At 72.7% G+C, this 25,124-nt stretch carries 26 protein-coding genes and 1 pseudogene; 15 read left to right on the top strand and 12 right to left on the bottom strand.

The window, feature by feature from the left end; translation table 11 throughout:
• Window positions 1-97 precede the first annotated feature (97 nt).
• The 5 genes and pseudogenes from HNR22_RS32045 (at window position 98) to HNR22_RS19030 (ending at window position 3,628) form a co-directional block, all read left to right on the top strand.
• Window positions 98-807: pseudogene (locus HNR22_RS32045) on the top strand (AfsR/SARP family transcriptional regulator).
• Between the two features lie 105 nt (window positions 808-912).
• A complete protein-coding gene (gene moaC / locus HNR22_RS19045) occupies window positions 913-1,404 on the top strand; it encodes a cyclic pyranopterin monophosphate synthase MoaC (protein ID WP_141911911.1) in 492 nt (163 codons plus the stop codon).
• Window positions 1,401-1,871, top strand: coding sequence for a molybdenum cofactor synthesis domain-containing protein (locus HNR22_RS19040; RefSeq protein ID WP_179781486.1), 471 nt, complete (start codon window positions 1,401-1,403; stop codon window positions 1,869-1,871). Before moaC ends, HNR22_RS19040 begins: the two co-directional genes overlap by 4 nt.
• Window positions 1,872-1,946: 75 nt before the next feature.
• Complete coding sequence (locus tag HNR22_RS19035; protein ID WP_179781485.1) at window positions 1,947-3,203, top strand: molybdopterin-binding protein; 1,257 nt, start codon at window positions 1,947-1,949, stop codon at window positions 3,201-3,203.
• Window positions 3,200-3,628 carry a molybdenum cofactor biosynthesis protein MoaE gene (locus HNR22_RS19030; protein ID WP_130405760.1) on the top strand — a complete coding sequence of 143 codons (429 nt, stop codon included), beginning with the start codon at window positions 3,200-3,202 and terminating at the stop codon, window positions 3,626-3,628. Before HNR22_RS19035 ends, HNR22_RS19030 begins: the two co-directional genes overlap by 4 nt.
• Window positions 3,629-3,632: 4 nt before the next feature.
• Here the strand turns inward: HNR22_RS19030 and HNR22_RS19025 are convergent, their stop codons facing one another.
• Together HNR22_RS19025 and HNR22_RS19020 are read right to left on the bottom strand one after the other, a co-directional pair.
• Window positions 3,633-5,078, bottom strand: coding sequence for a glycosyltransferase 87 family protein (locus HNR22_RS19025; RefSeq protein ID WP_179781484.1), 1,446 nt, complete (start codon window positions 5,076-5,078; stop codon window positions 3,633-3,635).
• A 215-nt stretch (window positions 5,079-5,293) separates the two neighbouring features.
• A complete protein-coding gene (locus tag HNR22_RS19020) occupies window positions 5,294-5,839 on the bottom strand; it encodes a DoxX family protein (protein WP_179781483.1) in 546 nt (181 codons plus the stop codon).
• A gap of 133 nt (window positions 5,840-5,972) precedes the next feature.
• On the opposite strand from HNR22_RS19020, the gene HNR22_RS19015 reads away from it, so the two are divergent.
• Entirely contained in the window at window positions 5,973-6,521 is a 549-nt protein-coding gene (locus tag HNR22_RS19015) for a GNAT family N-acetyltransferase (RefSeq protein ID WP_343059875.1), read from the top strand.
• An 11-nt stretch (window positions 6,522-6,532) separates the two neighbouring features.
• On the opposite strand, the gene HNR22_RS19010 is transcribed toward HNR22_RS19015, so the two are convergent.
• The 3 genes from HNR22_RS19010 to HNR22_RS31420 all read right to left on the bottom strand — a co-directional run bounded on the left by HNR22_RS19010 (window position 6,533) and on the right by HNR22_RS31420 (window position 9,293).
• Entirely contained in the window at window positions 6,533-7,774 is a 1,242-nt protein-coding gene (locus HNR22_RS19010) for an AAA family ATPase (RefSeq protein WP_179781481.1), read from the bottom strand.
• Between the two features lie 137 nt (window positions 7,775-7,911).
• Entirely contained in the window at window positions 7,912-8,361 is a 450-nt protein-coding gene (locus tag HNR22_RS31885) for an LppU/SCO3897 family protein (protein ID WP_179783622.1), read from the bottom strand.
• Window positions 8,362-8,753: 392 nt separating this feature from the next.
• A complete protein-coding gene (locus tag HNR22_RS31420; protein ID WP_425488107.1) occupies window positions 8,754-9,293 on the bottom strand; it encodes an LppU/SCO3897 family protein in 540 nt (179 codons plus the stop codon).
• A 393-nt stretch (window positions 9,294-9,686) separates the two neighbouring features.
• On the opposite strand from HNR22_RS31420, the gene HNR22_RS18995 reads away from it, so the two are divergent.
• Together HNR22_RS18995 and HNR22_RS18990 are read left to right on the top strand one after the other, a co-directional pair.
• Window positions 9,687-10,691 carry an EamA family transporter gene (locus tag HNR22_RS18995; protein WP_179781479.1) on the top strand — a complete coding sequence of 335 codons (1,005 nt, stop codon included), beginning with the start codon at window positions 9,687-9,689 and terminating at the stop codon, window positions 10,689-10,691.
• Window positions 10,692-10,701: 10 nt separating this feature from the next.
• Entirely contained in the window at window positions 10,702-11,343 is a 642-nt protein-coding gene (locus HNR22_RS18990; protein WP_179781478.1) for a prepilin peptidase, read from the top strand.
• Window positions 11,344-11,508: 165 nt separating this feature from the next.
• On the opposite strand, the gene HNR22_RS18985 is transcribed toward HNR22_RS18990, so the two are convergent.
• From HNR22_RS18985 to HNR22_RS18965, 5 genes are all read right to left on the bottom strand, one after another.
• Entirely contained in the window at window positions 11,509-14,703 is a 3,195-nt protein-coding gene (locus HNR22_RS18985; RefSeq protein ID WP_179781477.1) for a UvrD-helicase domain-containing protein, read from the bottom strand.
• A gap of 61 nt (window positions 14,704-14,764) precedes the next feature.
• Complete coding sequence (locus HNR22_RS18980; RefSeq protein WP_179781476.1) at window positions 14,765-16,012, bottom strand: metallophosphoesterase; 1,248 nt, start codon at window positions 16,010-16,012, stop codon at window positions 14,765-14,767.
• 13 nt (window positions 16,013-16,025) lie between these two features.
• The gene (locus tag HNR22_RS18975) at window positions 16,026-16,280 is read right to left on the bottom strand and encodes a MoaD/ThiS family protein (protein WP_179781475.1); all 255 of its coding nucleotides are present in this window, start codon (window positions 16,278-16,280) and stop codon (window positions 16,026-16,028) included.
• Window positions 16,281-16,283: 3 nt separating this feature from the next.
• On the bottom strand, window positions 16,284-17,297 hold the full coding sequence (gene moaA, locus HNR22_RS18970; protein ID WP_179781474.1) for a GTP 3',8-cyclase MoaA: 1,014 nt from the start codon (window positions 17,295-17,297) through the stop codon (window positions 16,284-16,286).
• Window positions 17,294-18,208 carry a fructosamine kinase family protein gene (locus HNR22_RS18965; RefSeq protein WP_179781473.1) on the bottom strand — a complete coding sequence of 305 codons (915 nt, stop codon included), beginning with the start codon at window positions 18,206-18,208 and terminating at the stop codon, window positions 17,294-17,296. The genes moaA and HNR22_RS18965 overlap by 4 nt, the downstream gene beginning before the upstream one ends.
• Window positions 18,209-18,382: 174 nt before the next feature.
• On the opposite strand from HNR22_RS18965, the gene HNR22_RS18960 reads away from it, so the two are divergent.
• The 4 genes from HNR22_RS18960 (at window position 18,383) to HNR22_RS18945 (ending at window position 21,057) form a co-directional block, all read left to right on the top strand.
• Complete coding sequence (locus HNR22_RS18960) at window positions 18,383-19,429, top strand: DUF4192 domain-containing protein (protein WP_179781472.1); 1,047 nt, start codon at window positions 18,383-18,385, stop codon at window positions 19,427-19,429.
• A gap of 49 nt (window positions 19,430-19,478) precedes the next feature.
• Window positions 19,479-19,730 (top strand): hypothetical protein, encoded by a 252-nt coding sequence (locus HNR22_RS18955; protein ID WP_179781471.1) that lies wholly within the window; start codon window positions 19,479-19,481, stop codon window positions 19,728-19,730.
• On the top strand, window positions 19,727-20,125 hold the full coding sequence (locus tag HNR22_RS18950; protein ID WP_179781470.1) for a hypothetical protein: 399 nt from the start codon (window positions 19,727-19,729) through the stop codon (window positions 20,123-20,125). Before HNR22_RS18955 ends, HNR22_RS18950 begins: the two co-directional genes overlap by 4 nt.
• Window positions 20,126-20,343: 218 nt before the next feature.
• The gene (locus tag HNR22_RS18945) at window positions 20,344-21,057 is read left to right on the top strand and encodes a GAP family protein (RefSeq protein WP_179781469.1); all 714 of its coding nucleotides are present in this window, start codon (window positions 20,344-20,346) and stop codon (window positions 21,055-21,057) included.
• On the opposite strand, the gene fdhD is transcribed toward HNR22_RS18945, so the two are convergent.
• Window positions 21,047-21,901, bottom strand: a complete 855-nt coding sequence (gene fdhD, locus HNR22_RS18940) for a formate dehydrogenase accessory sulfurtransferase FdhD (protein ID WP_179783621.1) — start codon at window positions 21,899-21,901, stop codon at window positions 21,047-21,049. The genes HNR22_RS18945 and fdhD overlap by 11 nt on opposite strands.
• Before the next feature lie 152 nt (window positions 21,902-22,053).
• Between fdhD and mobA the strand changes: the two genes are divergently transcribed.
• From mobA to HNR22_RS18925, 3 genes are all read left to right on the top strand, one after another.
• The gene (gene mobA / locus HNR22_RS18935; RefSeq protein ID WP_179781468.1) at window positions 22,054-22,659 is read left to right on the top strand and encodes an NTP transferase domain-containing protein; all 606 of its coding nucleotides are present in this window, start codon (window positions 22,054-22,056) and stop codon (window positions 22,657-22,659) included.
• Window positions 22,656-22,922, top strand: coding sequence for a DUF6457 domain-containing protein (locus HNR22_RS18930; protein WP_179781467.1), 267 nt, complete (start codon window positions 22,656-22,658; stop codon window positions 22,920-22,922). Before mobA ends, HNR22_RS18930 begins: the two co-directional genes overlap by 4 nt.
• Before the next feature lie 81 nt (window positions 22,923-23,003).
• Complete coding sequence (locus tag HNR22_RS18925; protein WP_179781466.1) at window positions 23,004-24,110, top strand: T3SS (YopN, CesT) and YbjN peptide-binding chaperone 1; 1,107 nt, start codon at window positions 23,004-23,006, stop codon at window positions 24,108-24,110.
• 10 nt (window positions 24,111-24,120) lie between these two features.
• Here HNR22_RS18925 and HNR22_RS18920 read toward each other — a convergent pair whose 3' ends face one another.
• Window positions 24,121-25,077, bottom strand: coding sequence for a zinc-binding dehydrogenase (locus tag HNR22_RS18920; RefSeq protein WP_179781465.1), 957 nt, complete (start codon window positions 25,075-25,077; stop codon window positions 24,121-24,123).
• Window positions 25,078-25,124 lie beyond the last annotated feature (47 nt).

The raw sequence follows: 25,124 nt of genomic DNA, 5'->3' as shown, positions 1-25,124 counted from the left end.
GACGGTCAAGCTGGCGACGTCGGCAGGGTCGGTTCCGGTCCGTAAGCTCCGTTGCGTGGTCGACTGGATACATGACTGCCGTTGAGGTCGGGGTCTGGTGGAGATTCGAGTTCTTGACGGCCTCTCTGTGCAACTGCCCGCTGGCACTTTGCAGCTGGGTACGCCAAAACAACAGGTAGTCTTCGCGCTGCTCACCGTTCAGGTCGGCCGACTGGTGACAGTGGATGAACTCGTGGATGAGTTATGGGCCGATCGCCCACCGCGATCAGCCATAGCTAATGTGCGGACCTATGCCGCCAATCTGCGTCGGACTTTCGAGGCTTCCCCGGCCGGGCGCGGTGTCATCGAGCGCCAACGCAACGGCTATCGACTCGTCGTGGACCCGGACCAAGTCGACGTCTTTCGCTTCGAGCTGGAGCGGAACGCGGGGCGGGAAGCCCCGGCGGTTGGCGACCTGGACAGCGCACGGCAGCTACTCGAGCGCGCCCTGGCTCGGTGGCGGGTCCGATGCTCGCTGGCATCCCGCTCGGGCCTGTCCTCACCTCCCGAACCGTTGCGGTCGAAGAGGAGCGGCTGCTGACCGTGGAGCTCCTCGCCGACGTCCAGCTGCGCTCGGCCCTGGACGACCTGGCGATCCCGCTGCTGCGTGACGTGGTGGCTCGCCACCCTCTCCATTTCTTATCGCCACACCCGGTAGCTTCTCGGCCGTATCGACGAACGGGGGCGGTTCTGCCCCGGGGCAGAACCGGGTCGTCGACACGTACCCGCTGCCAGGTCCCCCCAGCGACCTCGGTGGCGGGTCGGTGAGGAAGGAGCGGCGTCCGACCGGTGCGCCGTCAGCACCCGGCGCTGCGGTCGACGCGACGCCGCTCCTTCCGAACGCCGTCGTACCGCACCGATAGGCTCACGACCGTGACCGAACCCGCACAGCTCAGCCACGTCGATCGTGCTGGCGCGGCCCGCATGGTCGATGTCTCCGCCAAGGCGGTGACGGGCCGGCTGGCCGTCGCGGCGGGCCGTCTGCGGACCACGCCCGAGGTCATCGACCTGTTGCACCGCGACGGGTTGCCCAAGGGTGACGCGTTGGCGGTCGGTCGGCTGGCCGGGATCATGGGGGCGAAACGCACTCCCGATCTGATCCCGCTGTGCCACCCGATCGCCCTGCACGGCGTCACTGTCGACCTGCAACTGACCGCCGACACCGTGGAGATCACGGCCACCGCCCGCACGGCGGACCGCACGGGGGTGGAGATGGAGGCGCTGACGGCGGTTGCCGTCGCCGGTCTCGCTCTGATCGACATGGTCAAGGCGGTCGACCCGGCGGCCTCGGTGGAGGCTGTCCGGGTGCTGCGCAAGGAGGGCGGCAAGACCGGCGAGTGGGTCCGGCCGGAGGACCGGCCGTGATCCGGGCGCGGGTGATCGTCGCGTCCAACCGAGCTGCGGCCGGTGTCTACGCCGACACCAGCGGTCCACTGCTCGTCTCCGGCCTGCGCGAGCTGGGGTGCGAGGTCGACGAGCCGGTGGTGGTGCCCGACGGGGAGCCGGTCGGTGCCGCCTTGCGGGCCGCCCGCGCCGACGGTGTCGACGTGGTGGTGACCAGTGGTGGCACCGGGGTGACCCCGTCGGATCGCACACCGGATGTGACCCGGGGCCTACTCGACTACGAGGTCCCCGGCATCGCCGAGGCGATCCGCGCGCACAGCCGCGACCGGGTGCCCACGTCGGTGCTGTCCCGGGGTCTGGCCGGGGTGGCTGGTCGGATGCTCGTGGTCAACCTGCCCGGCTCGACCGGCGGCGCCCGCGACGGCCTGGCCGTGCTCGGGCCGATCCTCGGGCACACCGTCGACCAGTTGCGCGGCGGCGACCACTGAGGTTCCCGGCTCCGCCCACCGACCGGTCCACGCCAGGCCCCGACGGGTGTCGGTCCGTGCCGATAGGCTCGGTCGGTGAGCACGGAAACCGCACCCACCGCGGATCGGGTCGTCGCACCCCCACCAGCCGGCTGGGAGGAAGCGCGGTCGCGGGTCTACGCGGTCGGTCTGGCCGCCGCGCTGCCCGCCGTCGCCCGCCCGTTGGCCGACATCGACGGGTCCACCCTTGCTGAGCCGTTGACCACCCGCACCGACCTGCCCGCCTTCCCGACCTCCAGCGTGGACGGCTGGGCGGTGCGCGGCACCGGCCCGTGGCGGGTCATCGGCCGAGTGCTGGCGGGCAGCACCCCCGCGCCGCTCACCGAGGACGGCACGACCGTCGAGATCGCGACCGGAGCCATGGTGCCCGAGGGTGCCACCGCCGTGCTGCGCGTCGAGGAGTCCACGACCGTCGACGGTCTGGTCCACGGCACTCCCCGGGAGACGCCCGAGTGGCGGCAACCCGGCGAGGAGGCGTACGCCGATGAGGAGCTGTTGCCGGTCGGCACGCCGGTCGACCCGGCGCTGATCGGCCTGGCGGCCTCGTGCGGGCACGACACGCTGCGGGTCCGGCGAGCGCCGCGCGCCGCGCTGCTCGTCTTCGGCGACGAGCTGCTGACCGCGGGCCCGCCGGCAGCCGGTCGTGTCCGGGACGCGTTGGGCCCGGCGGTGCCCGGGTGGCTGCGACGGTACGGCTGCCAGATCCGCCCGTCCGACGTGGTCGGCCCGGTGGCCGACACGCTGCCCGCGCACGTGGCGGCCCTGCGCTCGGCGTTGACCGGTGCCGACCTGGTGTGCACCACCGGGGGCACGATGAACGGCCCGGTCGACCACCTGCACCCGACCCTGGAGGCGCTGGGCGCCGACTACGTGGTCAACACGGTCGCGGTCCGGCCGGGCTTCCCGATGCTCCTGGCCCGGCTGGCCGGCCACGACGGGCGGATCCGCTTCGTGGCAGGGCTGCCGGGCAATCCGCAGTCCGCCATCGTCGCGCTGGTGTCGCTGGTGGCGCCGCTGCTCGCCGGTCTGCAGGGCCGCTCGATGCCGGTGCTTCCGCAGGCCACCCTGGCCGAGGCGGTGCCCGGTCGTGGTGACCACACCCACCTGGCGCTGGTCCGACTGGACCGGGCCGCCGGCACCGCGTCCCCGGTGCGACACGTCGGTTCGGCGATGCTGCGTGGCCTGGCCGGCGCGGACGGGTTCGCCGTCATCAGGCCCGGCACCAGCGGCGAGCCGGGTGACCGGGTGCCCATCGTGCCACTGCCGTTGCTTCCTGGGGAGCGTGCTTCATGACCGCACCGGCGATCACCTTCGGCGAGGTCACCGACCAGCCGCTCGACCTCGCCACCCACGAGGCGGCGGTCGCCGACCGTCGGGCCGGCGCCGTGGTCTCCTTCCAGGGCGTGGTCCGCGACCACGACCACGGGCGTCAGGTCACGAGCCTGGAATACGAGGGGCACCCGAGCGCCGCGCAGGTGCTGCGCGAGGTGGCCGCCGAGATCGCCGCGGAGCCCGACGTCTACGCGGTGGCGGTCTCGCACCGGGTCGGCCCGCTGGCGATCGGTGACGTGGCGCTGGTCGCCGCGGTGAGCACCGCACACCGGGCGGCGGCCTTCGCGGCCTGCGCCCGGCTGGTCGACGAGGTCAAGGCGCGCCTGCCCATCTGGAAGCGGCAGGTCTTCACCGATGGCACCGAGGAATGGGTCAACTGCCCCTGACCGCTCAGCGGCGGCCGTTGACCAGCACGGCCCTGGTGATCCGGTCGCCGTAGAACGCCGGCTCCGCACCGGGGCGCCAGGGCAGCGCGGCGACGAGCACGATCAGCGCGACCGCGAGCGAGTTCTCCATCAGCGCTCCGAAGAGACCGTCCTGGTAGTGCGACATCTCCGGTAGCTGGTGCTCGTACGGCCAGATCGGGGAGATCAAAAAGAGCAGATAGAGCCCGATCGCGGCGACACCGTGACGGAGCCCGGTCAGAGTGGGATACCAGATCGGTGGGCGGAGCCCGTTGACCCCGGGCAGCCCGCCGAACACCGTCCCCGGGCCGGTGCGCTGTGGCATCCCCCGACTCGCCTCCCGGCGGCGCACGGCGGCGTCGGCCAGCACGATGATCGCCGGGATCACCCAGACCAGGTGGTGGGTCCAGGAGATCGGGCTGATCACGTTCGCGGTCAGGCCGACCAGGGTGAACGCGGTCAGCTCGTCACCGTCGGCACGGGAACTCGCCGCCCGGGACAGGCCCAGCGCCAGGATCAGCACCGAGAAGGCGAACCAGAGCAGCCCGGGGGTTTCGATCGAGTCGTACAGCCGGGCGAGCAGACCGGCGAGGGACTGGTTGGGTGTCATGTCCGCCGCGCCGACCCGTTCGGTCTGCCAGAGCACACTGCCGAAGTACGCCCGCGACTCGTCGCCGACGATGGCGAAGCTCGCCACCGTCACGCCGATTGTGGTGCCGATGGCGGTGGCTGCCACCCGCCACTGGCGGGTGATCAGCAGGTAGGCGATGAACAGTGCCGGGGTGAGCTTGACCGCGGTGGCGAGGCCGATGCCCGCGCCAGCCCAGGCTCCGCCGTAGAGGAAGCGCAGCAGGGGACCGTCGGTCGTGGCGTAGTGGGTGCCCCGGCGGGAACGCCAGCGCAGACCGATCAGGTCAGCCATGATCAACGCGAACAGCAGGATGTTGACCTGGCCGTAGCCGAGGGTCTCCCGGGATGGCTCGATGGCGACCGCGAGCGGCACCGCCAGCGCCACGGTGAACCACAGTGGCCACCCCAGCCGGTCCACGATGGGACGAAGCAACCCGGCCAGCACCAGCGCCAACGCGGCGATGCTGGCGGCTGCGTTGACCATGCCGGCCATGCCGATCGGGAGCTGTGCCATCGGCAGCATGACGAGGCCAGCGAAGGGCGGGTAGGTGAAACCGAGCGTGGTTCCGGGCGCGATGAACTCATAGAGCTCGTGACCGCTCGCCCACCACACCACGGCACCGTGATAGATCTTCATGTCGAAGAAGTTGTACGGCCGCCCGAAGGTGCCGATGGCAAGCCATGCGGCGTAGGCGACGGCAGCCACGATGGCGCCCCGTACGACGTTCCTGCGATCGATCCCACGCGTCACGCGTTGGATTGGGGCGAGGCGGTCCGCCCGTCTACCGACAGCCGTCGGCATGGCGTGGCCACCCCCGTACCAAGGTCGTCCTACCCGTCCAGGTCCTGCACGGAGCCTAGAACGGCGCCTCACGTCAGTGCCTCCCGCGTTATGCGACCGTGTCCGATCCCACACATGTTTTTGACATTTCCACCGCGTTAACGCCTACCGGGTGGTTCAGGTAATTCGCGGCCTTAGCGGGGGGTGGGGGTGGCACGGAGACGGATCGACGCAGGTCAGCCGGGGAGTCGACGTGCGGTGGAGGCGGATCGGACGGCGATCCGGGCCTCGCGGCGGGCCGTACGGACGGCGCGCTGCATGGAACGTCGAGAGTGGCCGATGCGGTGGCCGGTGCGCCAACGCAGACCCGGCTTGCCCTCGGTGTCGGCCGCGGCCAGCAGCAGACCCCCGAGGAGACCGAGGTTCTTCAGGAAGTGGACCTTGTTCGTGTCACGGGTGACCGGGTCGTCGTCGTTCCAGAAGGGATGCCCGGCGATGGTCGTCGGCACGATCGTACCGGCGAGGACCAGCGCGGCGGGCCGGGTGAGCCGGCCGGTGGCGAGCATCAGCCCGGCGCCGAGCTGCACCGCCGAGTTGAGCCGGATCAGCTGCACGGTGTCGGTGGGGAGACGGGGGTTCATCTTCTGCAGTGCCGGGGCCACCCGGTCGGTCACTGGCGCGGCCTTCTTGGCCAGCCGCTCCGGGGAACGGAGGTTGCGGTAACCGCTGACCACGAAGATGCCGCTCAGCATGACTCGGGCGAGGGAGCGTACGGGCGTCATGGATCAGTCATACCCCTTCACGACGTTTGCTACCCCGCCAACGGCCGGATCGGATCGGTGCTCGTACACGTGCGCCACGCCGATTCGAGCGGCCGTCACGGATGGACCGGCTGCGGAGGGTAACGTCGCGCGGGTGACCACGCTGCGGCTACGCCCCGAGGACCCGGCCGATGCCGGCCCGGTGCGCCGCGTGCTGGCCGCCGCCTTCGCCCGCCCCGACGTGGCAACGCCGCCGGAGGTGATCCTGGTCGACGAGCTGCGCGGCACCCCCGCCTGGCTGCCGGAGCTGGCGATGATCGCCGAGTACGGCGGTGAAGTGGTCGGATACGCGCTGCTCACCCGGGTGCGTGTGCGGCCGGAGCGAGGCTCGGACGTGCCCGTGCTGGCCCTCGGCCCGGTGGCGGTCGCGCCGCACCGGCAGCGCGTCGGGCACGGCACGGCGGTCGTGCAGGCCGCTCTGGACGCCTCCACCGAGCTGGGTGAGCGGCTGGTCGTGGTCCTCGGTGACCCGGCCTTCTACCGCCGGTTCGGCTTCAGCCCGGCAACGGAGCTGGGCCTGACCGGCCCGTGGGCTGGCCTCGGTGAGCCCTGGCAGGCGTTGGTGCTGCCGCCGTCCACCAGTGAGGAAGGCCCCCCGCCCCGCGGCGAGGTGCTCTTTCCGGCGCCCTGGTCGAAGGTCTGACCCGTCGGCGGTCAGGCCGGTTGGGTGCGCAGGTATCTGCCGAAGTGCGGCACGGTGAAGGCGACAGTGCCCCGCTCACCGGAGTAGATCAGCCCCTTCTTGATCAGCGCGTCCCGCGCCGGGGAGAGGCTGGCGGGCTTGCGACCGAGGGCCCGGGCGATCTCGGCGGTGGGCACGGCCGCATCCATGTCGTCGCGGGCCACCGCTCCGGACTCGCCCTCGACCGCGGACATCGTGGCCATCGCCCGCATGTACTCGCGTTCGGCGGGGGTGGCCCGTTCGAACCGGGAGCCGAAGAACCCGACCGCCAGCTCGGCTTCCGCCTCGGGCGCGGCGACCCGTACGTCGGCGGCGGTGATCGGCGAGCGCGGGGCGTGATCCCAGGTCGCCTTGCCGTACGCCTGGACGAAGTAGGGATAGCCGCCGGACTTCTCGTAGAGCAGGTCGAGTGCCTTCTGCTCGTACTCGACCTCCTCGCGCTCGGCGGGCGCGCAGAGCGCCTGGTCGGCGGCGATCCGGTCGAGCCGGTCGATGCGCTGGTAGCGGAACAACCGTTCGGAGTAGGACTTGGCGGCGCTGAGCACCGCCGGCAGGTGCGGCAGGCCGGCGCCGACGACGATCAGCGGCGCGCCGAGCTGGGACAGCTCGTGACAGGCGGCGCAGAGCGCCGACACGTCCTCCGGGCCGAGATCCTGCATCTCGTCGATGAAGATGGCGATGCCGGTGCCCACGTCACTGGCCACGGCGGCGGCGTCACTGAGCAACTCGACCAGGTCGATCTCGATGTCGCCGGAGTCGGCCCGGCCGCTGGCCGCCGGCACGTCGATGCCGGGTTGCCACCGGTCGCGCAGCTTCGGGGCGGCACCCGCCCGGCCGGTCGGGGCGGATCGTTGGGCGAACGCCTTGAGGACGCCGAGGAACGCGTCGATCCGATCGGGCGCGCGGTGTCGTGGCGCGAGCTCCCGGACCGCCATGTGCAGCGCGGCGGCGATCGGGCGACGCAACGACTGGTCCGGACGTGCCTCGATCTTGCCGCTGCCCCAGAGGCGGTTGATCGCCTGCGACCGGAGCGTGTTGAGCAGGACCGTTTTGCCGACGCCACGCAGCCCGGTGAGCATCAGGCTGCGTTCGGGGCGCCCCCGTGCGATGCGTTCCAGCACGATGTCGAAGACGTCCAGCTCCCGCCCCCGCCCGGCGAGTTCGGGCGGGCGCTGACCGGCGCCCGGCGCGTACGGGTTGCGGACCGGATCCACGCATCGGAGAGTATCGGGCCATCTAGCTGCGGGGCTAGACATGGATAGATGGGGCTACCGGCGTGTCGACCCCGTCGAGACAAAACTAGGGCTGTCTAGCCTGGACGCTAGACAACCCTAGTTTCGGCAATCGTGAGCTACCGCTTCTTCAGACAGAGCACGTAGTCGAACAGGTCGACCGAGTTGTCGTGCACGTAGTTCGCGGTCGCCTGCGGCGCGAGCGTCTCGCACCGGTCTCCGTCGGTGGTCGCCGGGATCCGCAGCAGCACCTGGTAGGTGCTCGGACCGCACGGCACCTTGCGCAGCTCCGCGTTGTCCTCGGTGCCCTCGTTCAGCACGCAGTCGCCCCTGGCGAACTCCTGGTCCGGGGTCGGTGCCGCCGACGGCGGTGCGTCGCTGGGCACGGCGGGTGGAAAGACCGGAGCGCTCGACGACGGCCTGGGCGCGACCTCGTCGCTGGCATCGGCGATCTTCCAGACCGCCCAACCGGCCAGGCCGAGGCACGGGCAGAGCACGAGCAGCACCACCAGCGTGACGATGAGGGCGATCCTGCCGCCGGTCTTTTTCACCGGCGCGGGGGGCGGCATCCCGTAACCGCCGGGAGCCGGTTGACCCCACGCCGCTGGTTGCTGACCCGGCATCGGACCGGTGGGCGGGAACGGACCCGCCGGCGGGAACGGGCCGGGCGGCGGGTAACCCGGGCCGGAGGTGGGCGGCGGCGCCCACATCGGCGCGGTGGGCGGCTCCGGGTTGGCGGGCGGTGGTGCCCACATCGGCGCGGTGGGCGGCTCCTCACCGCTCGGTGCCGGCCCCCACTGCTGCCGGGTCGGATCCTCGGAGGGCGGCGGTGGGCCCCACTGCGGCACTGTCGGATCGACCGGTGGTGAGCCGTCGGACCCGGTGGGCGGGCGTTGGTAAGGGTCGTCCGGCTGACCGGAACCCGCTGGTCCGTAGGTTGTCATGTCATCCCCGGGTGGTCTCAGCGTTGCTTGAGGCAGAGGACGAAGTCGAGAGTGTCCAGCTCGCTGTCGAAGAAGTACCAGTTGGTGTAGCCCTCGACCTTGCCGCACTTGGCCTCGGCGTCCCGCTCGCCGCTGGTGGCGCCGTCGATCCGGCTCAGCACCTCGTACGACTTCGCGGCGCAACCGCTGATCACCAACTTGGGTTTGCCGCCTGCGGCGCCCTCGTTACGGACGCACTGGCCGACCTTGGCGAAGCGCGGATCGGCCGACGACTCCGGCGCGGCGGCACTCGGCGCCGGCTCGGCCGCGTCCGCGCTGGGCTCACCGGCGACGGCCGAACCGGACGGCGCGGCCACCGGCGCCGGGTCGTCGCCCTGCCCGCGCAGGAACCAGAACGCACCGCCGGCCACCACCAGCAGCAGTACGACGGCCAGCACCGCGATCAGCGGCCCTCGACCGCGCCGGCCCGGTGCCGGAGCCGGATCGCCACCGTAGGGATCGCCGCCGTAGGGATCGCCGTCCGGCCGGTACGGCTGCCCGCCGTACGTCGGGTTCACCCCTGTCGACCCGTACGAGCCGCCGTAGGGCGCACCGGGCTCGCGACCGTAGGGCGTCTCGGCCCCGCCGTAGGGGGCGCCCTGCTCACGGCCGTAGGGCGTCTGCGCTCCGCCACCGTAGGGCGCGGCGGGTGGGCCGTTGTACGGCCCGGGATGCCCCTGGGGTGCGCGCGGATAGGACGGGACCGCAGGGGGGTAGGGCTCGGCTGCTGGCGGGTACGGCTGCTGCACCGGCCGGCCGGGCGTCTCGTCGGGTCGTTGCCCACGCCACGGTCCCGGGTTGCCGCCACCCGGTGGTCCGTAGTTCGTCATGCCGCCCTCCTGCACGAGTGGTGAGAGGCCGGCCACCAATGCGGGACGCCGACTCCGAGGTCACCGTAGCGTGGTCCACTGATGAGCTCACCTCCACCGAGCGCCGCAGCCCTCGCCGGCCGCCGCGCAGGCGCCACGCCGACCCTGATCTGGACCGCGTTGATCGTGGTCTACCTGCTCTGGGGTTCCACCTATCTGGCCATCCGCATCACAGTGGAGACGCTGCCGCCGCTGCTGTCGGCCGCACTGCGGTTCGCCGTGGCCGGGCTGATCCTGGCGGTGGTGCTGCGGCTCCGCCGAGGGCCCGGCGCACTGCGGGTGGACCGCCGGCAACTCGGCTCCGCCGCGCTGGTCGGGGTGCTCCTGCTCGCCGGCGGAAACGGCCTGGTGGTGCTCGCCGAGTCCGGGCCGCCCGGGGTGGCGGTGCCCTCCGGCATCGCCGCGCTGCTGGTCGCGACCGTCCCGCTGCTCGTGGTGCTGTTGCGCTCCGCCAACTCCGACCGGCCGCCGCTCTGGACGTTCGCCGGGGTCACAGTGGGTTTCGCCGGTCTGGTCCTGCTGGTGCTGCCCGCCGGCAACTCGGACGCCGTACCGCTGGTGGGGGCGTTGACCGTGGTGGCGGCGGCCACCTCCTGGTCGGTCGGGTCGTTCCTGTCCGGACGGATCCGGATGCCGGCCGACCCCTTCGTGGCCACGGTGTACGAGATGGTGGCCGGCGCGCTGGTGTTGGCCGTCGTCGCCGCCGGTCGGGGCGAGTTGGGGGACTTCCACCCGGCCGCGGTCAGCACCCGGTCCTGGCTGGCGTTGGGCTACCTCATGGTGGCCGGCTCGCTGGTGGCCTTCACCGCGTACGTCTGGCTGCTGCACAACGCGCCCATCTCGCTGGTGTCGACGTACGCCTACGTCAACCCGGCGGTCGCGGTGGCGCTCGGCGCGCTGCTGGTCGCCGAGCCGATCACCCCGCAGGTGCTGCTCGGCGGCGCGGTCATCGTCGCCGGGGTGGCCCTGGTGGTGAGCACCGAACGCCCCCGTCGGGTGAGCGCGGAAGCGCGATCGGGGACCGCGCCGACGGGGGACCGCAGCTAACGTCCGGCTCATGCCGACCGCCGTACTGGTCGGGGTGGCGTTGCTCGGCGGGCTGGTCGGTCTCGTCGTACCCTCGCTGGCCCGGCGTTTCGCGACCCCGCCGGCCCGGCCGCGACCTGTGCGCGGTGCCTGGGTCCTGCTCGGCCCGACGGTGGCGGCCAGCGTCTTCGCTGGTCTCGTCGTCGCTGTGGGTGACGACCCGGCGCTGCCGGTCTTCCTCGCGATCGCGGCGGTCGGTCTGGTGCTGGCTCGGGTTGATCTCCTCTGCCTGCGGCTGCCGGACCCGTTGGTCCTCGCCGCAGGGGTGTCGGCGCTCGGTGGCCTGACCGGTGCGGCGCTGTTGTCCGGGACTCCCGGCCGACTGGTCGGGGCGCTGGGCGGCGCGGCGGTCGCGGGTGCGGCGCACGTGCTGCTGGCCCTGCTCCCCGGGTCTCGGCTGGGCTTCGGGGACGTCAAGCTGGCCGCGGTCCTCGGCGCACCGCTCGGCTGGCAGGGCCGGGACGCTCTGCTGGCTGGCCTGCTCCTGCCTCACCTGCTGCATGGTGGCCTGGTGCTCGGCCTGCTCGCCGCACGGCGGGTACGCCGGGACACCCTGCTGCCACTCGGGCCGGCCCTGCTCGCCGGCGCGTGGCTTGGCGTCGTCCTGGGCTGACAGTGCCGAACCCCGTCGCCTGGTCACCGTCGGTGACGCCGTGGGTGGCGCTCGCCCGCATGAACGTGATACCTCACGGGCATGTTTATGACTCTGAGGTATCCCGCTCTTCGAGATGAGTCGGCCCGAGCGCGCCACGCCGGTGGCCCGTCGGCGTCCGGTGGCTCAGATCAACCGGAGCTGCCGGTCCTTCGGGCGGCGCGGCTCGGCCTCACCGAACCGCTCGAACAGGCCGGGGTCGATGACGCCGAGGAACGGCGACGGGGCGCAGTCCCGCTCCACACCGTGCCGGGTCCGGCGGGCGGCGTGCGTGACGTACAGCCGGTCCTGGGCGCGGGTCAGGCCGACGAAGAAGAGCCGGCGCTCCTCGGCGACCGCGTCCTCGTCGGGTGTCGAGCCCGGCCAGCGCAGCGGCAGCAGCCCGTCCTCGACGCCGACCAGGAAGACCACCGGGAACTCCAGGCCCTTCGCGGCGTGCAGGGTGAGCAGCGTGACCGCCTCCGCGCGCGGATCGAGCGCGTCCACCTCCGCTCCGGTGGCCAGTTGCGACAGGAACGTCTCCAGGTCGTCGCCGCAGCGCCGGGCCAGCGGGGTCAGCAGGTCCACGGCCGAGCGGACGTCCTCGGGACGTACCGTGCTGGCGGCGCCGTCCAGGGTGGGCACGGCGAACCGCTCCGCGACCACCTGGCCGGCCAGCCGCACCCGGGCGGCCAGCGAGCCGGCCAGCCCGTCGGCGTGCCGCAGCTCGCGGGCGATGGCCGCGACCCCGGGCCGGTCCCGCAGCCGGTCGTGTGACCGCTTCTGCACCGGGATGTTGGCCCGGGTCAGGGCGTCGACGACCGGCGCGGCCTGTGCGTCGGTGCGGTACAGCACGGCGATGTCGGAGAAGGACAACGAGGTGGACCGGCCGTCGATCCGGCCCGAGTCCAGCGAACGGTGGGACAGCCCGCCGACCAGTTCGTCGACGGTACGGACCACGAAGTCGGCCTCCTCGGCCACCGACGCCGCCGGGTAGCGCCCGACCAGCGGGGCCTCCGGGTCGAGCCGGGCCGGGTCCAGCCGCCGGCCACGAACCAGCGAGGACGGCGCGATGGCCTGCACGGCGGCGGCCAGGATCGGCGCCGATGAGCGGTAGTTGCGGTTGAGCCGCACCAACCGGGCGTCCGTGAAGTCCTCGGAGAAGCGCAGGAAGTAGCCGACGTCGGCGCCCCGGAACGAGTAGATCGCCTGATCCGGGTCGCCGATCGCGCACAGGTTGCCGTCCGCCGGGCTGAGCAGCCGCAGCAGCTCGTACTGCGTCGCGTCCACGTCCTGGTACTCGTCGACGAAGATCCACCGCCAGCGGTCCCGGTAGCGTTCGACCAGCTCACGATCGGCCCGCAGCAACTCCACCGGCAGGCTCACCAGCTCGTCCAGGTCGACCAGGTCCTGCTTGCGTAGCAGCGCCGCGTAACTGGCGTTGTCGTCGCCGGCCTCCGCGCGAGCGGCCGCTCGCTCGGCGTCGTCGGCGATGCGGAAGTCGGCCGGCAGACCGGCGGCGTCCGCGTTCTCCCGCAGGATGGTCAACCCCAGCGCGTGGAACGTACCGACGGTGACGTCCTCGGCGACCGGGCCGAGCAGGCCGTCGAGGCGGTGCCGGAGCTCCTCGGCGGCCCGGCGGGTGAACGTGATCGCCAGGCAGTGCTCGGGGAAGACGTTCAGCTCCGCGCAGAGATACGCGATCCGGTGGGTGAGAGTCCGGGTCTTGCCGGTGCCCGGACCAGCCACGATGAGCAGCGGACCACCGGGTGCGGAGGCGGCCACCCGCTGCATCGCGTCCAGCCGGTCCAACAGACCGGTGCCGACCTCCTCCATCCCGGAGAGCATCGGCTCGAACGGTTCGTGGGGAGACGGCGGCGACGCGATCGGCGGCGCCGGCGCCGGGGCCGGCTTGCGCTTCGGCTCCGCCTTGGCCGCCGCCGGGCGCTTGGCCGCGGCCCTGGCCGCCGGCTCCGCGGGTCGCCGCTGCGCCGGCACGGGTACGTCGAACAGCGTCTCCTGTGCCGTGCCCGCGTGGGCGCCCAGCTCGGCCGGGTCGAAGAGGGTGATCACCCCGTACTCGCCGTCGTAACCCGGCACCCGGCGGACATCGCCGCGCCGCAACCGCCCGATGCCCTCCGCGAGCAGCTCGCCACCCGCCTGCGCAATGTCGCTCAGTGGCGTCGTGGTCAGGATCTCCAGCTCAGGGCCGAGCGCGGCGAGAAGCTCGTTGAACCGCCCCTCGACCTTCTTCGACCGGGCACCCACCTTGTTGATCTCGCCGAGGATCTCGGCCAGCGGCACCAGGTGGGTGACGTCCCGGGCGTGTGACGGACGGTGCCCCTGCGGTCGGTCGGCCAGCTCCTCGATGCGGCTGAGTACGCCCACGGTGAGCGGCTTGCCGCACTCGGGGCAGCGCCCGTCAGCCGCGCGGGTGCGCTCCGGGGACCAGTTGACCCCACACAGCCGGTGCCCGTCCGCGTGGTACTTGCCCTCCTCCGGGAAGAACTCGATCGTGCCGGCCAGGCCGTCGCCGGTCCGCAGCGCCTCCCGGACGGCGAAGTAGTCCCGCTCGGCGGTCAGCACTGTCGCCTCCCGGCCGAGGGCGGGCGGTGAGTGCGCGTCCGAGTTGGACACCAGTTGGTAGCCGTCCAGGCTGCCGACACGCCAGTTCATCGCCGGGTCGGAGGAGAGACCGGTCTCCACGGCGAAGATGTGCTCGGCCAGGTCGGCGTAGCAGTCCGCGATCGCGTCGAAGCCCGACTTCGAGCCCAGCGCGGAGAACCACGGCGTCCAGATGTGCGCCGGCACCAGGTAGCCGTCCGGGCTGGCCTCCAGGGTGATCTCCAGCAGGTCGCGGGAGTCCAGGCCGAGGATCGGCCGGCCGTCCGAGCCGAGGTTGCCGATCCGGCCGAGCGCGGTGTTGAAACGCGCCACCGCGTCCAGGTCCGGCAGGTAGATCAGGTGATGCACCTTGCGGGTCCGGTCGTCCCGCTTGTAGATGGTGGAGATCTCCACGCTCAGCATGAACCGGACCGGGTCCGCTTCCGCCGTCCCGGCGAGCCGCGGCGGCAGCCGGCGTGCGACGTCCCGTTCCGCCTCGGCGTCCAGCCGGTACAACCCCGGCTCCGCCGGGCGCAGGGTCTCCCGCAGGTGGTCGTACCAGGCGGGGTGGGTGAAGTCGCCGGTGCCGAGCAGACCGATGCCCTTACGCCGGGCCCACCACGCGAGATTCGGCAGCGTGAGGTCACGGCTGCACGCGCGCGAGTACTTCGAGTGGATGTGCAGGTCCGCGACGAATGGCCGTAGGCCACCGGGGGGTACGGCGCTGAACGGAGGCACGCCGCATCCTGTCACGCCCGCCGCGCCGGCCGCCCGCCGCCACGCGCGGACGTGACGTCCGCTATGCCGAGCGCAACTCGACCAGACTGATCTGCGGCTCGGCCCCGACCCGGACGGGCGGCCCCCAGAAACCGGCGCCGTTGGTCACGTAGACCTTGGTGCCGTCGACCTCGCCGAGCCCGCTGACCACCGGCTGCTCCAGCCGCACGGCCAGGTCGAACGGCACCATCTGCCCACCGTGGGTGTGCCCGGACAGTTGCAGGTCGACGCCGTACCGGGCCGCCTCAACAGCGGCCAGCGGCTGGTGGGCGAGCAGCACCACCGGGCGACTCGGATCACGGTCACCGAGCGCGGCGGCGAAGTCCGGCCCGGCCGCCAGGCCACTGTCTCCCGTGGCGTCCAGGTCGTTCACGCCGGCCAGGTCCAGCACGCCACCCCGGGCCTGGATCTCCTGGCGCCGGTTCTGCAGGACCCGCAGGCCCAGACGGTCGACCTCCTGGACCCACTCCTCCACCCCCGAGTAGTACTCGTGGTTGCCGGTGACGAAGAAGCTGCCGTAACGGGAGCGTAGGTCGCGCAGCGGGGCCGCGGCCGAGCCGAGTTCGGCGACGGAGCCGTCGACCAGGTCCCCGACGACCGCGACGAGGTCCGCGTCGAGGCGGTTGATCGCGGCGACGATCCGCTCGGTGTGCGCGCGGCCGCGCAGCGGACCGAGGTGGATGTCGGAGACGGTGGCGATGCGCAGGCCGTCCATGCTGCGGGGGAGCTTGGCGAGCGGGATCTGCACCCGGTCGAGGCGTGGTGGGCCGAGGGCGGTCCGGACGCCGTACCCCACGGTGCCGGCGGCGGTGAGGCCGGCGAAGATGGCCGCCCCACGGGCCAGCAGCAGCCGGCGGCCCGGGTCGTGGTCCGGTGCCGCGACGGCACCGGCGGCCGGCGGGTCGGTCGGCCCGGCGGCACCGACCAGCACCGGCTCGGGCGCGGCGGCGGTCGGCTCCGCGGCAACCACCCGGCGACGCAGCACCAGCCGGGTGACCAGCATCGGCACTTCGAGCACGATCAGCACGACGAGCAGGTAGAACATCAGCGCGAGCCACACGTAGCCCGGCCAGGCGAGCCAGTAGAGCCCGGCCTGCGTCCCGGCGAGGGTGACCGGCACGAGCAGCGCCAGCACCAGGGCGGCGATCGCGCCGATCCGGCGCCAGCGGCCCGGTGTGGTGGTGTCCCGAACGAGCCGCTTCCACAGGTAAAGGTGGATCAAGCCGGTGATCAGGGCCAGGACGGCCACGAACCCCAGAACCGCCAACATGCGTGCGCCTCCCTCAGCCACCCGCGAACGGGGGCAGGACGTCGATCGTGGCCCCGGCCGGCAGGGGTGCCTGACGATCATGACAGGTGACGCCGTCCACCAGGAAACTCGCCACTCGCAGCACGGCGGCGAGCCGGTCGCCGTGGCGTCGCACCAGCTCGGCCGTGAGGTCGTCGAGGGACCGGCCGGCGGGCAGGACCTCCTCGGTCTGGCCGGCGGCGGCGCGGGCGCCCGCGAAGTAGCGGACGGTCAGCGGGCTCGGCGTCACGGCTCAGCCTCCGATCGCGGACATCGGCCGGGTCGGCTGGAGGAAGGTGGGGTCGTCGATGCCGTGCCCGGCGCGCTTGCCCCACATCGCGGTGCGCCAGCGCCGGGCCAACTCGTCGTCGTCCGCGCCGGTGCGCAGCGCGGCACGCAGGTCGGACTCCTCGGTGGCGAAGAGACAGGCGCGGACCTGGCCGTCCGCGGTCAACCGGGTGCGGTCGCAGTCTCCGCAGAAGGGGCGGGTGACGCTGGCGATCACGCCCACCCGGGCGGGGCCGCCGTCGACCAGCCAGGTCTCCGCGGGTGCCGCGCCGCGCTCCGCCGGGTCGGGACTGAGATCGAAGGTGGTCCGCAGGGAGGCCAGGATCTCCTCGGCGGTGACCATCGTGCTGCGGTCCCAGCCGTGCTGGGCGTCCAACGGCATCTGCTCGATGATTCGCAGCTGATAGTCGTGGTCGAGGGCGAAGCGCAGCAGGGCCGGCGCCTCGTCCTCGTTGACACCGCGCATCAGCACGGAATTGATCTTCACGGGACGGAGCCCGGCGGCCGCCGCACCGGCGAGCCCCGCCAACACCGCGTCGAGGCGCGGACGGCGAGTGAGTCGGGTGAACCGGTCCGCGTCCAGAGTGTCCAGAGAGACGTTCACCCGGTCCAGGCCGGCGGCGCTCAGCGCCGCGGCCACCCGGTCCAGGCCGATGCCGTTGGTGGTCAGCGAGATCCGGGGGCGGGGCTGCAACGCGGCGACCGCGGTCACGATGCCGACCAGCCCGGGCCGGATCAGCGGCTCACCGCCGGTGAACCGCACCTCGGTCACGCCGAGCCGCTCGACGGCCACCCGGACCAGCCGGACGATCTCCTCGTCGGTCAGCAACTCGGGGCCGGCCAGCCAGGGCAGACCTTCGGCCGGCATGCAGTAGGTGCAGCGCAGGTTGCACTTGTCGGTGAGGGACACGCGCAGGTCCCGGGCGACGCGGCCGTACCGGTCGACGAGGACCCCGTCGGTCCCCGGGGCGGCGCTCACCTGTCGACCGTAGCGCGCTCGGCGCCGCCCAGGGCGGCACGGGCGGTCTGGACCACCGCATCTCGGTAACTGCCGCCGAACAGCGCGGTGTGCACGAGCAGCAGATGCAGTTGATGCAGTGGCACCCGGTCGCGCCAGCCGTCCGGCAACGGCCAGCTCTCCTGATAGGCGGCCAGCACCCGATCCAGGTGGGGGATGCCGCCGAAGAGGGCGAGCTGGGCAAGATCGGTTTCCCGGTGCCCGCCGTGCGCCGCCGGGTCGACGAGCCAGGCCCGGTAGTCGGCCCCCCACAGCACGTTGCCCGGCCACAGGTCGCCGTGGATGCGGGCGGGCGGCTCGTCGCCGCCGAGCCCGCCGACCCGATCGATCACTCGCTCGATCAGGATGACGTCGGCGCTGTTCAGCGCAGCGGCGTCGACCGAGCGCCGCAGGTAGGGGGTGAGGCGTCGCTCGGCGAACCACGTCGACCAGGGCCCGTCGGTCGGGGTGTTGTCCTGGGGAAGTGACCCGATGAAACCGGCCCAGGCGGCGCCGAAGGTGGCCGCACCAGCCCGGTGCAGCTCGGCCAACTCACGGCCGAAGCGGTCCGCGGCCTCAGGCGTCGGCTCGCCGGGCTCCACCCAGTCGAGCGCCAGCAGGTCCGGCAATGCCACGACCACCTCGGGTACGGCGACAGCGCCGGCCTCCCGCAGCCAGCGCAGGCCGGCCGCCTCGGCGGCGAAGAAGCCCTCCGGTGCCGGTCGGTCGGCCCCTTCCGGCCAGGACTTGGCGAAGACGGAGTGGCCGTCGTCCAGGGTGAGCCGGGCGGCGGCACAGATGTTTCCGCCGGCCACCGGCGTCTCCCGGAGCCGCTGATGGGTCCGGAAGGTCGGCAGGTGTGCCGGGTGCGCGCGCAGGTACGCCAGGTCCATCAGCGCACGGTAACCGCTCCCCACGACAGCACGGTCCCGTCCGAGGACACCGGCGCCGTTCCGGCAACCCGTAGGTGCGGGCTGAGCAGGGTAAACACGCTGAGTAGCTGTGGATAAGCCGCGTGTCATCCACAGGGTCTGTCGAGCCGGGCGGACCCGCCGCACGCTTCCGTCATGACCTCGACCGAACGCCCCAAGCTCGCCGTCCGCTCACCCGCCGACCTGATCGCCGCGGTGCCGTACCTGCTCGGTTTTCATCCCACCGACAGCGTGGTCGCCGTGGCGTTGCTCGGCCGGCAGATCATCTTCGCCGCCCGTGCGGACCTGCCCGACCCGTCGACCGACCAGGTCGAGCGGGCCCGGCACCTGGCCGGCGTGATCCGCCGGCAGGGCGCGGAGGCCGCCACCGTGGTCGGCTACGGGCAACCCGATCGGGTGACGCCGGCCGTGGACGCGGTGCGCGCCGCACTGAGCGCCGGCGGGATGGACGTGCTCGACGCGCTGCGAGTGACCGACGGCCGATGGTGGTCCTATCTCTGCACCGAGCCCGACTGCTGCCCGCCCGAGGGCCGGCGCTACGACCCCGATGCCAACCCGTTGACCGCATCCGCTGTCTTCGCCGGCCAGGTCGCACTCCCCGACCGGGCCGCCCTCGTGGCGCAGGTGTCGCCGGTGGACGGCCCGGCCCGGGACGCGGGGCGCGCGGCCACCGACCGCGCCAGGCTGAGGCTGGCCGAGCTGATCGAGCAGGCGCCCGAGAGTGATCTGCTCGGCGGTCGTGCGGTGCGTTCCGCCGGGGTGACGGCGGTCCGCGAGGCCCAGCGCCGGCAGCGACGTGGTGAGCGGCTCGACGACGACGAGGTGGCCTGGTTGAGCCTGCTGATGACCCACCTGCCGGTCCGCGACCACGCCTGGGAACGCACCGACGGTCGGGACCGGGACATCGCCCTCTGGACCGACGTGCTGCGGCGGGTCGAGCCGGAGTTGGTCGCCGCTCCGGGTGCGCTTCTGGCGTTCGCCGCCTGGCGCGCGGGGCAGGGCGCGTTGGCGGCGGTCGCGATCGAACGCACGCTCAGCCTGCACCCGGACTACTCGCTCGCCGTGCTGCTGGACGACCTGCTCCGCCGCGGCGTGCCCCCGTCCGAGCTGGACGGCTGGCCGTCGGTCGGAATGCCCGGCGTGGTCCGTCCCCGCAGGCGGAGCCGACGTGGCCGCCGCTGACCAGCATGGTAATACCGTGGGTGCTACCAGAATGGGTAGGCTGCCGGGTATGACCGTGAAGCGCTCCGTGAGCCTCCCCGACGACGTCGCTGAGTGGCTCGACCGGCAGCCCAACGTCTCGGCCGCGATCACCGCGGCGGTGCGCGCCCAGATGGCCGTCGTGCACGTCCACGAGGTGCTGCGACGAGCCGGCATCGAGCCGACCGAGGCGGGCCGGGCGCGGTGGCGGGAGCGGCTGGCGACACCCATTCCGCCGGACGCCCTGGCCGAGGGCCGCCGGATGTTGGGAGATGCCGGATGAGTGATCGGATCGCGGCCGTGTTCGACGCGTCGGCGTTGACGGCCTACCTCGACGGCAACGTGTCGGTGGGGGAGTTGATGCTGGAGGTTGCCGACGAGGGGCGGCAGGTGGCGGTTCCCGCGACCTGCCTGGCGGCCGCCCATGCGAGCGTGGGTGACGAGATCGACGCCGCGCTGCTGGCGCTGATGATGAGTTCCCCGATGATCTGCCTGCTGCCGCTCGATGCCGGTGATGCGCAGGACACGGGCAGGCTGGCCCGGGCGGTGGGTGGAGACATCTCGCTCGGTCATGCGGCCCGTGTGGCACTCACCCACGGGGCGCACTACGCGACCGTGCAGTCCGCAATGGCGGCGAAGGTGCTGCCGACCAACTGGAGCATCCTGGACCTGGCCTGACGGCAGCTGGCAGAAACCAACCTCGTCGGCAGGAGTCAACGTCTCGCCGGGCTGGATGAGGCGAAGCCGACCGTTTCACCGATCCGGCGCAGCTTCGGATATCCCCGGACGCCCAGGGTCCGTCGAAGGATGTAGCGGACGTTCGTTCCACGGGGCGAGTCATCGCGCCTGCCGTCGCCGCAGAATGATCAGATGCCCCTACTGAGCGAACGCCCCACATGAGCGTCGGACTGCTGCTGTCGCTCGCAGGCCTGGCCCTGATCGACAGCACCAGCATCGGGACTCTCTTCATCCCGATCTGGTTGCTGCTCGCGCCCGGGACGGTCAACGCGCGGCGGATCCTCGTCTACCTCGGCACCATCGCCCTCTTCTACCTCGCCGTGGGGCTGCTGCTCGCCGTGGGTGGCAGCCAGTTGGCCGACGTCCTCGGCGGGGCGATGGACAACCGGCCGGTGCTCTGGGCGCAGCTCGTTCTCGGCGTTGGGCTGTTCGCTCTCAGCTTCCGGTACGACGGGAAACGACGGCCACGCGGCGGCGGGGTACTGCGGTGGCGGGACCGGGTCACCGCCGGCGACTCCTCGATGCGCTGGATGGTGGGGTTGGCGCTGCTCGCCGCGCTCGCGGAGGTGGCGACGATGTTGCCGTACCTCGGTGCGGTCGGCCTGCTGACCACCTCCGGCATCGGTGCGGCGGAGATGGTGGGGCTGCTCGCCGGTTACTGCCTTGTCATGGTGTTGCCTGCGGTGTTGCTGCTCGGGGCGCGAGTGGCGTGGCCGAGGCTGGCCGAGCCGGTGCTGGTGCGGCTCAACGGCTGGATCGCCCGCCACTCCGGCGGCATGCTTGGCTGGGTCCTCGGCATCGCCGGCTTCCTGCTGGCCCGCGACGCCGTGATCCGGCTGGGCCTGCTCGACGAGCTGGTGATCAGACTGTGACCCGTTCGGGGCGGGCGTAGACGTTCATCGTGTTGCCACGAAGGAAGCCGACCAGTGTCATGCCCGCCTCCTCGGCCAACTCGGCGGCGAGGGTGCTCGGGGCGGACACCGCGGCCAGCAGCGGCAACCCCGCCATCCACGCCTTCTGGGTCAGCTCGAAGCTGGCCCGCCCGGAGACCAGCAGCAGGTGCCCGGCCAGCGGCAGCCGCCGCTCCCGCACCGCCCAGCCGATCACCTTGTCCACGGCGTTGTGCCGGCCCACGTCCTCCCGGAGCACCACCAGCTCACCGTCCGGGGTGAACAGCCCCGCCGCGTGGAGTCCGCCGGTCCGGTCGAAGCCGCGCTGGGCGGCGCGCAGCCGGTCCGGCAGCTCGGTGAGGAGGGCGGCCGGCACGCTGAGCGGGTCCTCCGAGACCGGGAACAGCGACCGGGTGCGGACCGCGTCGATGCTGGCCTTGCCGCAGACCCCGCAGGAACTGGTCGTGTAGAAGTTGCGGGACGGGTCGGTGGTCGGTTCCGGCACGCCGGGGGCGAGCACCACGTCCACCACGTTGTAGGTGTTCGGCGTCTCCGCGCCGGCGCAGAGCTGCGCGGTCAGCACGTCATCGGTCGAACGGATCAGCCCCTCGGTCAGCAGGAACCCGATGGCCAGGTCCAGGTCGTCACCCGGGGTGCGCATGGTGACGGCGAGCGGCTTTCGTCGGCCCGGGCCGGCCGCGCCGACTCGGATCTCCAGCGGCTCCTCGACCGCGAGCGTGTCCGGTCGGCGGACCGACCCGCGCCCCGCGGTCGCAGCGTCCAGGTCAATGCGGAGTACGCCCCGTCGATCAGTTGCCCGTCCCATCCCGCCATCCTCCACCCGACGCCGGTACGCCCGCACGGCCACCAGCCATCGGGCACCGGCAGCGAGCGCGTCGGGGCATCCACACGACCAGCCGCCGTCGGGCATCCACGCGGCCAGCTCTGTCGGGGCGTCCACACGGCTACGGTGGCCGGGTGGAGACGTACGCCGCTGTGGTGCTCGCGGGTGGGGCCGCCCGGCGGATGGGCGGGGTGGACAAGCCCGCGCGCCCGGTCGGTGGCCGGCCGATGCGCGACCGGGTGCTGTCCGCCGTCAGCGATGCCGCGCCGAGGGTGCTGGTCGGTCCGGCCGACGCCGTCCCCGCAGGCGTGCGCGTCATCCGGGAGGACCCACCCGACGGCGGGCCGGTCGCCGCGGCGGCTGCCGGCCTGGCGCTGCTGGATCCCGACACGGCACTTGTCGCGCTGCTCGCCGCCGACCTGCCGCTGCTCACCCGGGAGGCGATCGGTGACCTGCTGAATCAACTCGGCGGCGACGAGCAGGGGCCCGATGGGGCGTGCTTCGTCGACGGGGACGGGCGGCGGCAGTCGCTCTGCGGTGTCTGGCGTGTCGCCGCGCTGCGGGCCGGGCTGGACCGGCTGGCGGTGGAGCGTGGCGGCAGCCTGAGCGGGGCGCCGGTCCGGGCGTTGCTGGCCGGTCTCGTCGTACGGGAGGTGCCCTGGTCCGGCGACGGCCCGCCGCCCTGGTTCGACTGCGACACTGACGAGGACGTACGCCGGGCGGAGGAGTGGGCGCGATGACGGTGATGGACGACTGGGTCACGGCGGTGTGCACGGAGTTGGATCTGGACCCGGCCGGGGTGCCCGTGCCGGCGGTGCTGGATCTGGCCCGGGACGTCGCCCACCAGGTGCTGCGGCCCGGGGCGCCGGTCACCGCGTACCTCTTGGGGTTGGCGGTTGGTCGAGGGGCGGACCCGGCCGGCGCCGCGGCCCGGATCAGTGCGCTGGCGGGCACCTGGCCCGTCGAGCTGGGCGCCGACCCCGCGGACCCGACGGTGCCCTGACCGCCGTTGTCCGATCCCGGTCCGGGCTGATCCGGCCCACAGGCGGCGTGGGTAGGGTGATCGTGACGGACGGAGGCGATCATGACGGCTGACCACCCCTCGGCGCCGCACGGTGAGCTGCCCGGCGCTACGGCTGAGCCGGTGGAATCGATCCTGCTCGACGAGCCCAGCACCACCGACCTGCGGGCGAAGGTGACCGAGGCGTGGCAGGAGTTCGCCCGCGCGCTCGCCGTACGACTGCGGGACCTTCCGGTGGGGGCGCATCTCGACGTGACGCTGGACCCGACCGCCTCCGGCACCGGAGACGCCGTCTACTCGATCAGCGTCGACGTGGACGCTGGCGGCGTGCTGTCCGCCCGCGCTGTCGGAAACGCCACCCTGCCGGCGGGCTACCGACTGGACCGGGGCGCGGTGGCGGACATGGTCGCGCTCGGTTGGTCCCCTCCGGGGGTGGTCGCCGGCTCCGGCGGTTCCTTCGGGCTGAACGCCACGACGGGCGAGTCGACCCGGGTCGCCACGCTGCTCTCCCGCACACTGCGTGACGTCTACGGTGCTCCGCACCCGGCCTTCCTGGTCTATCTGGTGCACGACGCCGAGGGTGAACCGCTGTCCTCGGAACCGCTGGGCACCGCGCGCAGCGAGTTCGGCCCGGACGCCGATGTCGAGGCGGACCTGGAGGAGGCGCTCGCCGAGGCCGCTGCCGCGCAGGTCGAGCGGGACGACGTGCTCGACCTGGCGGACCGGGTCCGTACCGTGGTCTCCACGATGTTGAAGTCGGACACCGACCGGTTGCAGATCGACTCGGACGGCGACATCACCATCCGCGCCGGCTCGGCGATGGTCTTCGTGCGGGTGCGGGACAATCCGCCCCTGGTGGACGTCTTCTCCCCGGTGCTCACCGAGGTGGAGCCGACCGAACGCCTCTACGTCAAGCTCTCCGAGTTGACCAACCGGATGCCGATCGGCCGCCTCTACTGTGCCGACGACACGGTCTGGGCGTCGATCCCGGTCTTCGGCCGCAACTTCCAGGCCACCCACCTGATGTTGGCGGTGCAGGTCATGACCGGTCTCGCCGACGAGTTGGACGACCGTCTGCACGGCGAGTTCGGCGGCAAGCGGTTCTTCGGTGAGGGCGACAAGCCGGTCCGGCGCGACGAGTCGGAGCACCGCACCGGCATGTACCTGTAGGGCGCGTTTCCTAGGACACGTCCAGCAGGGTCTTGCCGACCGTCGCGCGCGCCTCGATGGCGGCGTGCGCGTCGGCGGCGCGGTCCAGCGGGAATCGCTGGCCGATCATTGGTCGCAGGCGGCCGGCCGCCGCGTCCGCCAGGGCCTGCTCGGTGTACGCCCGCAGCCGCGCGGGCGGCACGTCCGGCCGGATCACTGTGACCTGCCGTGCGGTGGCTGCTTCCTCCGACACCGGCGACCACTCTCCGCTGGCCAATCCGAAGCTGACCATGCGGCCACCCGGGTCCAGCAGCTCGAATGCCGCTCGGGCCACCGCCCCGCCGACCCCGTCGAGCACCACGTCGGCCCCGCCCGTCGCAGCTCGGACGCGGTCGGCCCAGTCGGGCAGGCGGTAGTCGACGGCCAGGTCGGCGCCCAGGCCGGTCAGCAGCTCCACCTTGCGGGGCCCGCCGGCGACGCCGATCACCCGGGCACCGGCCCGGGACGCGAGCTGCACGAGCAGGCTGCCCACGCCGCCAGCGGCAGCCTCCACCAGCACCCGGTCACCGGCGTGTACGCCCACCGCCTCGATCAGCATGGTGGCGGTACGCCCGTCGGCCAGCAGTGCCACCGCCTCGTCCAGCGCCAAGCCGGCGGGCACCTCGATCGGTGCGGACACGTCCACCACCGCGCGTTCGGCGTAGGCGCCGGAGCCGCCGGTGGCGCTGACCACCCGTCGCCCGATCAGTGCCGGGTCGACGTCCGGCCCGACGGCCGTGATGATCCCGCCGACGCCGTTGCCGGGGATCAGCGGTGGGGTGACCTGGAACGGCCCGGGGCGACCGGAGCGCTGCTGCGTCTCGACGAAGGTGATGTTCACGTGCGCGATGTCGATCAGCACCTGCCCGGGGCCGGGCGTCGGGTCGGGGGCGGTGCCCGGCACCAGCACGTCGGGCCCGCCGAACTCCCGCAACCAGATCGCCCGCATGTGGTCCCCCTCGGCCGTGGCGGGCCTCGCGCCACGCCACGACCATT

This window comes from Micromonospora jinlongensis, from assembly GCF_013410645.1.
Classification (GTDB): Bacteria; Actinomycetota; Actinomycetes; order Mycobacteriales; family Micromonosporaceae; genus Micromonospora; species Micromonospora zamorensis.
This window is presented reverse-complemented; position numbering and strand designations above follow the sequence as displayed.